General features: G+C 51.8%; 8 protein-coding genes. 3 read left to right on the top strand and 5 right to left on the bottom strand.

Annotated features, from left to right (window positions below):
* Positions 1 to 137 precede the first annotated feature (137 nt).
* From F4X88_18125 to F4X88_18115, 3 genes are all read right to left on the bottom strand, one after another.
* Positions 138 to 1,643 (bottom strand): glycosyltransferase family 39 protein, encoded by a 1,506-nt coding sequence (locus tag F4X88_18125; protein ID MYA58205.1) that lies wholly within the window; start codon positions 1,641 to 1,643, stop codon positions 138 to 140.
* Positions 1,644 to 1,733: 90 nt separating this feature from the next.
* Entirely contained in the window at positions 1,734 to 2,840 is a 1,107-nt protein-coding gene (gene ispG, locus F4X88_18120) for a flavodoxin-dependent (E)-4-hydroxy-3-methylbut-2-enyl-diphosphate synthase (protein ID MYA58204.1), read from the bottom strand.
* Between the two features lie 5 nt (positions 2,841 to 2,845).
* Complete coding sequence (locus F4X88_18115) at positions 2,846 to 3,934, bottom strand: histidinol-phosphate transaminase (GenBank protein ID MYA58203.1); 1,089 nt, start codon at positions 3,932 to 3,934, stop codon at positions 2,846 to 2,848.
* 203 nt (positions 3,935 to 4,137) lie between these two features.
* On the opposite strand from F4X88_18115, the gene F4X88_18110 reads away from it, so the two are divergent.
* The 3 genes from F4X88_18110 to F4X88_18100 all read left to right on the top strand — a co-directional run bounded on the left by F4X88_18110 (position 4,138) and on the right by F4X88_18100 (position 7,433).
* Positions 4,138 to 5,733 carry an AAA family ATPase gene (locus F4X88_18110; GenBank protein ID MYA58202.1) on the top strand — a complete coding sequence of 532 codons (1,596 nt, stop codon included), beginning with the start codon at positions 4,138 to 4,140 and terminating at the stop codon, positions 5,731 to 5,733.
* Between the two features lie 109 nt (positions 5,734 to 5,842).
* On the top strand, positions 5,843 to 6,469 hold the full coding sequence (locus tag F4X88_18105; protein ID MYA58201.1) for a DUF1080 domain-containing protein: 627 nt from the start codon (positions 5,843 to 5,845) through the stop codon (positions 6,467 to 6,469).
* A gap of 10 nt (positions 6,470 to 6,479) precedes the next feature.
* Positions 6,480 to 7,433 (top strand): aldo/keto reductase, encoded by a 954-nt coding sequence (locus tag F4X88_18100; GenBank protein MYA58200.1) that lies wholly within the window; start codon positions 6,480 to 6,482, stop codon positions 7,431 to 7,433.
* A gap of 77 nt (positions 7,434 to 7,510) precedes the next feature.
* On the opposite strand, the gene mutY is transcribed toward F4X88_18100, so the two are convergent.
* Together mutY and F4X88_18090 are read right to left on the bottom strand one after the other, a co-directional pair.
* A complete protein-coding gene (gene mutY / locus F4X88_18095; GenBank protein MYA58199.1) occupies positions 7,511 to 8,602 on the bottom strand; it encodes an A/G-specific adenine glycosylase in 1,092 nt (363 codons plus the stop codon).
* A gap of 1 nt (position 8,603) precedes the next feature.
* Positions 8,604 to 8,987 (bottom strand): formylglycine-generating enzyme family protein (locus F4X88_18090; GenBank protein MYA58198.1); only part of this gene is annotated, 384 nt, incomplete at its 5' end.

Here is an 8,987-nt window from a genome sequence, read left to right as displayed (position 1 = left end):
TTAATTTTACCTTGCGGGTCGGTGAGGCAGTTCGGGACATGAACCTGACTTCACGTAGATCCGCCCTCCGCTACGCTTACGGGCTGACGAAAACCTCTTAACTAAAAACTGAAAACTCATAACCGACAACCATTCCATCACCAATACGTGTAGAGAAGGACCTCTCCGACGATAAGTTGTGCAACGAGGAGACCTGCGACCCAGTAGAGGTCCGACATGGGGCGCGTCGTAAGGTATTTCGCGACGGGAATCACGAAAAACGGCACCATGAAAATCCATATCCGCTCGACCTCCATGGTAAATAGCGTCGAGAATGTGAAGTAAACAAGCGTGATGAGGAAACCAATAACGAACGTGTCCAACACTTCATCATGACGGAATATCCAAGGGACACGGGTTCCATCACTCCCGTGTTCAGACGCGTGAGCGTTTTGCCGCCACTCCTTCAATACCACAACGATCTGCCGTAGCCACACGAGCGTTATCGGTAACCCTACGCCGATGAGGAACGCAAACAGGTTCGCGAAACTCAGGTGGAAATAACGCCCAACGCTCTCATATCCCGTCCCCATGCCCAACTCATCTTTCTTGATAGCCGCCCAGAGTGCTTCAATCGGACGGAATCCGGTCAGGATGAAAAGTAAGAGATAAAATCCGATAAATCCGGAAGCCGCGGACAGTAAGACCTTCAGATACTGTCTGAATCGCTTTCGCTCCAGTAAAGCGACAACACACAAGAATACACCCACAACGACCGTTGAATACGTCATGAACATTCCAATCGCAAGCGAAATCCCCGTTAACATGCTGTAAGGACGGGGCTCATGCCACTTCTGATCCGACAGGGTTTCTTGATGTCGCGCTTTATAAAACAGGTAAACGCTTAAGATAGGGAAGACGCTGAACGGACCGTCCATTGACGTGCCAGTGAACATCACAAAGTTGGGGGTGATAAGAAAAAGGAGCAGGGCGTACCGACCCACCCTTTCCCCGTAAAGATGTTCACCGAGGCGATAGATCGGAACGACTGCGATTGCCGTGAAGAGAATCGAGATCAATGATGCCGATACGAGATTGTAACCGAAGATTTTACTAAAAAACCATAAAAAAATCACACCCCCCGGCGGATGGGTGCGCGTATGTCCTGAGAGTGTATTAAACAATTCCGGTTTGCTATAATCCCGTAGAAACCTGCCGAGTCCGAGTTCGTCAATTCGCGGCACATCGCCATAATACTCCAATGAAGTCCGCGTATAGGGTTCTAAAAGCGTTAAAACCCGTTCCGTCTCACCCTCCCGTTCCAACTCTCGGTAGCCATCAATTTGGGCGACACTGATATGAATCGCAACGAAGCAGATACCCGCAACGATCAATAACCGACGACTGTCCGCGCCTGAAAGTAGGTATCTCTGACAAAGACACAAAAAACCGATACACACCCCGAGGGCAGGCACTATCCACCAACTTAAGTCGAAACTCGGTTCAGCATAAAGCGGCAAAATGTGCTTTTCAAACCGCACGGCACCCAGATTGATAGACATTTCGCGCATGCTGTAATACAGGAATAGATGGTAAACGGCGAAAAATAGCGCGAGCCCCCCAATCTGGACAGGAATTTTTTTAATTATTAAGTTTTTTCGCATCGTAATGACCAGTTATTTTTTGACCATCCCCGTGATTTATGTAATTGGTTTCCATGATGAAATCTCTGATAACCATAGTTCAGAGGATTCTCATCCCGCCTCTAACTGCTGTGCGGCTTCTAACAACGCATTTGCCAAAAATTCTGGGTTGACCTCGTCTTTCCCTCGGAAGGTGCGTACCCGTTCACCGCGAACCTTCAGAACCGCAAGCTCCTTGCCGCCCAAGTGGATACCGACCTCAGCATTGCGCGTCTCACCGGGTCCGTTGACTTCACACCCCATCACAGCGACGGGAATTTTGATGCCGTGTTTCTCTAAAAGCGCCTCAGCGACAGCGACAATATTCTCATAGTCCGCCGCAGGATCGCCACGCCCACAGAACGGGCAGGAAACAACGTCTAACATGTCTTCCGCCATACCCAATGCCCGAAGGAGTTCTTTCGCGGTCAAAACCTCCTCAACGGGATCACCGGTAATCGAGATACGGATGGTGTCCCCGATCCCTTCCAATAACAACGTGCCGATGCCGAGTGTCGATTTAACATGCGAACGTCGAGGCGTTCCGGCTTCTGTTACACCGAGATGCAGCGGATACGGGACTTTCGCCGCAAACTGACGGTTCGCTTCTATCATCCGAAGTGGATCGCTCGACTTCACGGAGATAGCGATGTCTTGGAAATCGTGTTCCTCACAAATCTTGACGTGCCGCATCGCACTCTCTACCAACGCCTCCGCCGTTGGGGACGGATACTTCTCTAAGAGATCCCGTTCAAGCGACCCCTCGTTGACACCGATACGGATCGGGATATTCGCGGCTTTCGCCGCAGACAATACCTCAGCAATCCGTTGCTCATTACCGATGTTCCCGGGATTGATGCGCACCTTCGCCACGCCAGCGTCTACGGCGGCGAGTGCGTATCGGTAGTTGAAATGGATATCCGAGACAATCGGGACTGAGGCACGCTTCACAAGGGCACCGAGTGCCTTCGCGTCCGGCTCTTCCGGGACAGCAACGCGGACAATCTGTGCACCCGCCTCCGCACACCGTTCCACCTGTGCTAACGTGGCATCAACATCGCGCGTCAAGGTCGTCGTCATTGTCTGGATGGAGACAGGGCTGCCGCCGCCAATCGGGACGTTCCCCACCATAATTTTTCGCGTAGGACGCTTGTTACTGATTTGTATGAGTTCTTTCATATTTTTTAATGGCTGACAACTCCTAACGCCTTGATGAATTTTTCGTTTTCCTGCTGTGTGCCGATCGTTACGCGCACCGCATTCGGATAGCCGTAGCCCTCAATTGGACGCACAATGACCCCTTCCTTCAGAAGTGCGTCGGCGACATCCCCTCCCGATTGTTCGAGGTGCAACATGATGAAATTCCCTTCGCTTTCGACATAACGGAGTCCGATGTCATCAAACACCTCGTAGAGGAAGGCTTTACCGACGGCGTTCTGTTCTCGACTCTTGGTAACGTGGGCGGTATCCTTAAGTGCTGCTCGCGCCGCCGCCTGTCCAACCAAACTGCAATTGAAGGGTTGGCGCACCCGATTCAACGTTTCAATCAACGGAGGTGGCGCGATACCGTATCCGATACGCAGCCCAGCCAACCCATAAATTTTAGAAAACGTTCGGGTGATGATGAAGTTCCGTCCCGCCAGCACATACGGGAGCGTCTGTGGGTAGTCTGAACGGTCAACATACTCATAATAGGCTTCGTCAAAAACAACCAGCACATCGTCCGGTACCTGTTCCATAAACGCCGCTGTCTCATCCGCCGTGACCATCGTGCCGGTAGGGTTGTTCGGATTCGCGACGAAGATGACCTTCGTCTTCTCGGTAATCGCTGCTGCCATAGCGGACAGGTCGTGTGTATGCGCTACCATCGGCACGACGACCGCTGTCGCACTGCATAACTTCGTCACAAGACTATAGACGACGAATGCCCCGGCTGCATAGATAACCTCATCGCCCGGTGCGAGGTATGCCTCAGCAACGAATTGCAGCACATCGTTCGATCCGTTCCCTAAAATTAGATGCTCGGCAGAAATGCCGAGAGAGTCCGCGAGATCCGCTTTAAGGTAATAGGCATTACCGTCAGGGTAGAGATGCACCTGGGTCGCACTCTCCGAGATCGCCTGCATCGCCAACGGCGAGGGACCGAACGGATTTTCGTTGGATGCCAGTTTGATAATATCGGTCGTAATGCCGAGTTCGCGCCGGACCTCTTCAATCGGCTTACCGCCCTGATACGGCTGAATCGTGTCGATGCTGGGTTTCGGTTTTAGCATAACGTTTCGCTTCTCAATCCTCTATAATTGCAGGCGCGTCCACCGAATGCGCCCAAATACAATTCTATTATACCACACCACCGTCTTTTTTCAAAAAGTTTTTTCTTCTTGTTCCGCGAACGACAGCTGATCGCCGATTGCGAATTGACTTTCACACGGAAACCTGATACAATGTTTTGCATCTATGACAACAGGAGAAAAACATGAGACGGTTTGGCACCCAAGGTCCCGTCAATTCCAAAGATAATTACGTCGTCGCCCGGCGTGAGGAACTTTCCGATTTCATCGCCCGTGTTAAGGAGGGACGATACATCGTCCTGTTCGCACCACGACAGACCGGTAAAACCACGTTCTTCCAAGACGCGCTCAAGGCACTTGTGGCAGAAGGGACAGACTACTTCCCAATACAACTCAACTTCGAGGAATACGAAGACGTAACGCCTGCCGATTTTTACCATTCGCTGTATAAAGAAATTGCCAAAGAGATTCGGAAGGCCTTTCGAGAACGCGGCGAGCAACTTTCCCAAGAACTGGACACCTTCCTGACGCATGCACAGATAACGAACCACATTTCAATGCGCGAATTTTTTGAACGGTTTGCCCCCTTCGCGGAAAACCAACGGGTCGTCCTTATCATCGACGAATTCGACGGGATTCCACGGGCGGCTATCAACGGATTTCTCCGTTCGCTCCGCCGGATATACCTCACTGGACGCGAAGTCCGTTCCCCGTATAGTCTCGGTATTATTGGGGTTAAAAACATCACACAACTCAACTACGATAGATCCATCTCTCCGTTCAACATACAGGACGAGTTCACACTCCCAAACTTCACTTTAGAACAGGTCAGTGAACTTCTTGTCCAGTACACCGACGAGGTTGGACAACAATTCGCGCCGAAAGTCGTTGAAACGATCCATAAACAGACAGCCGGTCAACCTTTCCTCGTCAATAGGTTCGCGCAGATTCTCACCGAGGAACTCAACATATCCGAAACCGAAACGATCCAGGTATCCCACTTTTCACAAGCGCACGCTCGACTCGTCGAGGAGAGAAACACCAACATTGAACATCTCATTACAAATGTTCGTAGAGACCCACGCTTTGAAAGAATGCTCATGCGCATTGCTTTTTATGGAAGCAGTTACAACTTTACTTTCCATAATGAAACCATTAGTGAACTCGCAACCTATGGTGTGATCACAAAGGGACAAGATGGCGCATGCCAGATTCTCAATCCTATCTACCTCCATTGCATTGTCCAAGCACTTAAACCCCTTATAAATGGGCTTGAGGCCGAATACTTTCCTGAAGACGGTGCTATCGACTTTTCAGAATATATCGCGGCGACCGGGCAACTCCAAATGCAACGGCTCATCGAAAATTTTAAGGACTTTATCGCACGCGCCGGATTCAGAATACTCCAAGTCCCAGATACACCCCAAGAATTCGTAGGGCAATACCTCCTCTTCGCGTATCTCGACGAGTTGGTGAAAATCGTTGGTGCCGTTATGTACCTGGAAGTCCCAACCGGCAGGGGCAGATCCGATCTCGTTATTTCACACAGCGGACAGACTTACATCGTTGAAACGAAGGTATGGCGCAGCGAGCGAAGTTATCAGGCAGGCAAGCAGCAACTCGCAACATACCTTACGTCGGAAGGCGGAACAGAAGGGTATTACGTGGTGTTTGATTATCGTGAAAATTCGGAACCCCGGGCGGAGACGGATACAGTTGACGGTCATACAATCCACAGTTACGTTATCCCCGTCCTTCAAACCCTTCCATCGCAGCCGTGAAACGGTGCAATCCATTCGCTTGACAAAAAAACGAATTTCGTTAAAATAGTGAAAAATTCTCATTTCATAACATCAATTTGCGCATGCACAGCATGTGAAAGGAAAACTCATGGCACAAACACCTCCAGAATCCGCAGTCATCCTCTTTGATGGCACAGACCTCAGCAATTGGACGAGCTTAGACGGCAGCGCCCCCAGTTGGCAGGTGGCAGGCGACGCAATGCTCGTCGTCCCACGCACCGGCGATGTCATCAGCAAGGAAACCTTCACGGATCACTTCGTTCACGTCGAATTCAGATGCCCCGATATGCCCGAAGCGACCGGACAGGCAAAAGGCAACAGCGGTGTCTTCCTCCAGGGCAGATACGAAGTCCAAGTCTTGGATTCCTACGGCATTGAAGTCCCTGGGATGGGTGATTGCGGGGCAATTTACAACCAGTTCGCACCGCTTGTCAACGCTTGCAAACCACCGCTTGAGTGGCAGACCTACGATATTATTTTCCGAGCACCGCGCTTCAACGATGCCGGAGAAATGACTGAGGGCCCACGCATAACTGTCATTCAGAACGGCTTGGTGATTATCAACAATGCCCAACTCGCTGGCGCGACTGTCGGAAGTATTGATTCAGAAGCGGCTACACCCGGTCCACTCAAACTGCAGGACCACGGCAACGACGTTCGCTACCGGAACATCTGGGCAGTCCCACTCCCGCTTGAGGGTTCGGACAAATATTAAGAGGAATTTTATGGAAACCAATCAAGATCTTCCCACAATTCCGAGGCGACGGCTCGGAAGAACGGAACTCAACATCCCCGTTATTCCGTTCGGCACACAAGGATTTGGAAACAACTTCGGTTTCGTCTCAGATGAAGAGGCTGTGGATCTCGTTAAACACTCGGTATCCATCGGTGTGAACCACTTCGACTGTGCACGCTGTTATGGGGACTCAATGCGGAAATTCGGTCTGGCATTGAAGGAGATCGCCCGTGAGGATGTCATCATCACGGGACGCCTCTGCTGCCATTCGGCTGCGAAGTGGGGTGGCTACGGAGAAGGGAGACCCGATTATTCCGCCGAACGCGCAATCGCCGACCTCGAAGACCAACTCGTACTTCTCGGCGTAGACTACTTCGACGGTATGCTTATCCACGACCCAGGCGAGATCGATCCCACGCTGGAAAAGGGCGGCACGCTTGACGGGTTGCTCCAATGTAAGGCACGTGGACTCGTCCACTTCCTCGGCTACGGGATGCGTCCCCACGATTTCCATCTCAAGGCGATGGCAACAGGCGACGTTGATCTCATTCTCTGCTTCAACGACTATAATCTCGTCCGGCAGAACGCCGCTGACGACATCCTCCCTTACGCCGCTGAACACGACATCGGGGTCATGAACGGCTGGTCGATCCTGCGGGGTATCCTCACAGGTGTCGATCTTGACGCTGAGATTGAAAGGGGACGTTGGAAAAAAGAGGGTGATGTTGCGGCAGCATACCCAATTTGGGAATGGTGTGTTGAAGAAGGGATAAGTTTGCTTCAACTTGCCCTCCAGTTCTGCCTGAAAGAAGAGCGGATTCAGGGCAACAATATCGGGAGCCTCAACGCTGAGCAGCTGGAAGCGAACGTCATAGCCGCCAGCACGCCGCTCCCCGATGAGGTTTGGGAGAAATACGAAGCACGTTTCGGATCAGCCAATTAGAGGTTATTCTTAGTTCGTAGTAGTGCGATGCATCGCACGTTTTGAGTGCCATGAATTGCGCTACTACAAACAAATAATTACGTTCCATCCTCAATCAACTTCTCTAAAAACTTATGCGTGACACGCGGGAGCGGATACTCCTTTAGTGCCGTGACCTCGACCCATTTCGCATCCCGTGGACCCTTCAGAACCACCTCACCCGCTTGATACTCACACTGAAACACATCCACAACGACCTTGAAATGCGTATATGCATGCCTAACCTGTGTGAGATACCGCACGTCGGTGACAGAAAGGTTGACGACATCAGCGATGTGTCGGACGCACGCCGCCTCGGCAGTCTCACCCTCAGCAAGTTGGCCACCCGGAAATTCCCAAAGACCTCCGAGCAAACCGTCCAATTGCCGTTGCGTGAGCAGCACCCTCTCATCCCTATAGATAACCCCGACAGCGAGATGGTATTCCGGGATAGGTTTCGTCTCGCGCCGATACGGAAACTCGTCCTGTTGCGCCGTCTGGAACGCCTCACAAAACGAATTCACAGGACAGACGAGACAGGTCGGGGATTGCGGACGACACACAGTCGCGCCCAACTCCATCATCGCCTGATTGAAAAATCCCGGGGCATTCGGATCCAACAGTTCATCGGCTTGCTGCTGAAACACCTTCGCTAACTTTGCGTCATTAATCGGTGCCTCCATCAGAAACAGGCGTGCCAATACACGTTTGATGTTTCCGTCCACAGCGGCATACGGGGCATTGAACGCGATACTCTGCACCGCCGCTGCACTATAATCTCCGACACCCGGCAACTTCCGAAAACTCGCATAATCCACGGGTATCTTCCCATCCAGTTGATCTACAACGACCTGTGCAGCTTTGTGGAGGTTCCGCGCCCTCGCATAATACCCCAGACCTTCCCAGACTTTCAAAACATCTTGTAGGGGTGCGGCTGCCAAGTGTTGCACATCGGGAAACCGTGCGATGAATCGTTCATAGTATGCTACGACCTTCTTGACCTGCGTCTGTTGGAGCATCACCTCAGAGACCCAAATTCGGTAGGGATCCTCCGTGTGTCGCCACGGCATATCGCGTTGATAAACCTTGAACCACGCCAACAACGCGTCCCGAAAATCTTGGTAGTGTTTGTGTAAAGGTTTCATGTGCATATCAAAGGTCCATCGCAATCCGGAAACTGACGCTATGAAGCCCTCGGATCGGCTCATAGGCTGCCCGGTTCGCACACCGCGCAGCGAATTCCCCACGTGCAATCCACGCTCCCCCGCGAATCACCTTTCGCCGTCCCTCACTCGCGCCCAACGGATTCTCCGAAGGTGAATATTTATACGTTTCCATGTGGAACCAATCGAAACACCAATCGTAGGCGTTCCCCGCCATATCGTAGCACCCGTAAGGACTCACGCCCGATGGATAACGCCCAACCGGCATCAGTCGCTTATTCCCGGATTCCGATGTATTCGCTCGACTCGCATCCCACATATCGCCCCAGGGATACTCCCGGGCATCCGTGCCACGCGCTGCCTTCTCCCATTC

The organism is Candidatus Poribacteria bacterium (assembly GCA_009839745.1).
In the GTDB taxonomy this organism is placed as follows: domain Bacteria; phylum Poribacteria; class WGA-4E; order WGA-4E; family WGA-3G; genus WGA-3G.
The sequence above is the reverse complement of the archived record's forward strand: the minus strand, read 5'-3'. Positions and strand labels throughout refer to the sequence as shown.

What these genes read in the sequence shown, in the direction of transcription:
- F4X88_18100 (MYA58200.1), top strand. Translation starts at nt 6,480, where the DNA reads ATGGAAACCAATCAAGATCTTCCCACAATTCCGAGGCGACGGCTCGGA.
- F4X88_18115 (MYA58203.1), bottom strand. Translation starts at nt 3,934, where the DNA reads ATGCTAAAACCGAAACCCAGCATCGACACGATTCAGCCGTATCAGGGC.
- F4X88_18105 (MYA58201.1), top strand. Translation starts at nt 5,843, where the DNA reads ATGGCACAAACACCTCCAGAATCCGCAGTCATCCTCTTTGATGGCACA.
- ispG (MYA58204.1), bottom strand. Translation starts at nt 2,840, where the DNA reads ATGAAAGAACTCATACAAATCAGTAACAAGCGTCCTACGCGAAAAATT.
- F4X88_18125 (MYA58205.1), bottom strand. Translation starts at nt 1,643, where the DNA reads ATGCGAAAAAACTTAATAATTAAAAAAATTCCTGTCCAGATTGGGGGG.
- mutY (MYA58199.1), bottom strand. Translation starts at nt 8,602, where the DNA reads ATGCACATGAAACCTTTACACAAACACTACCAAGATTTTCGGGACGCG.
- F4X88_18110 (MYA58202.1), top strand. Translation starts at nt 4,138, where the DNA reads ATGAGACGGTTTGGCACCCAAGGTCCCGTCAATTCCAAAGATAATTAC.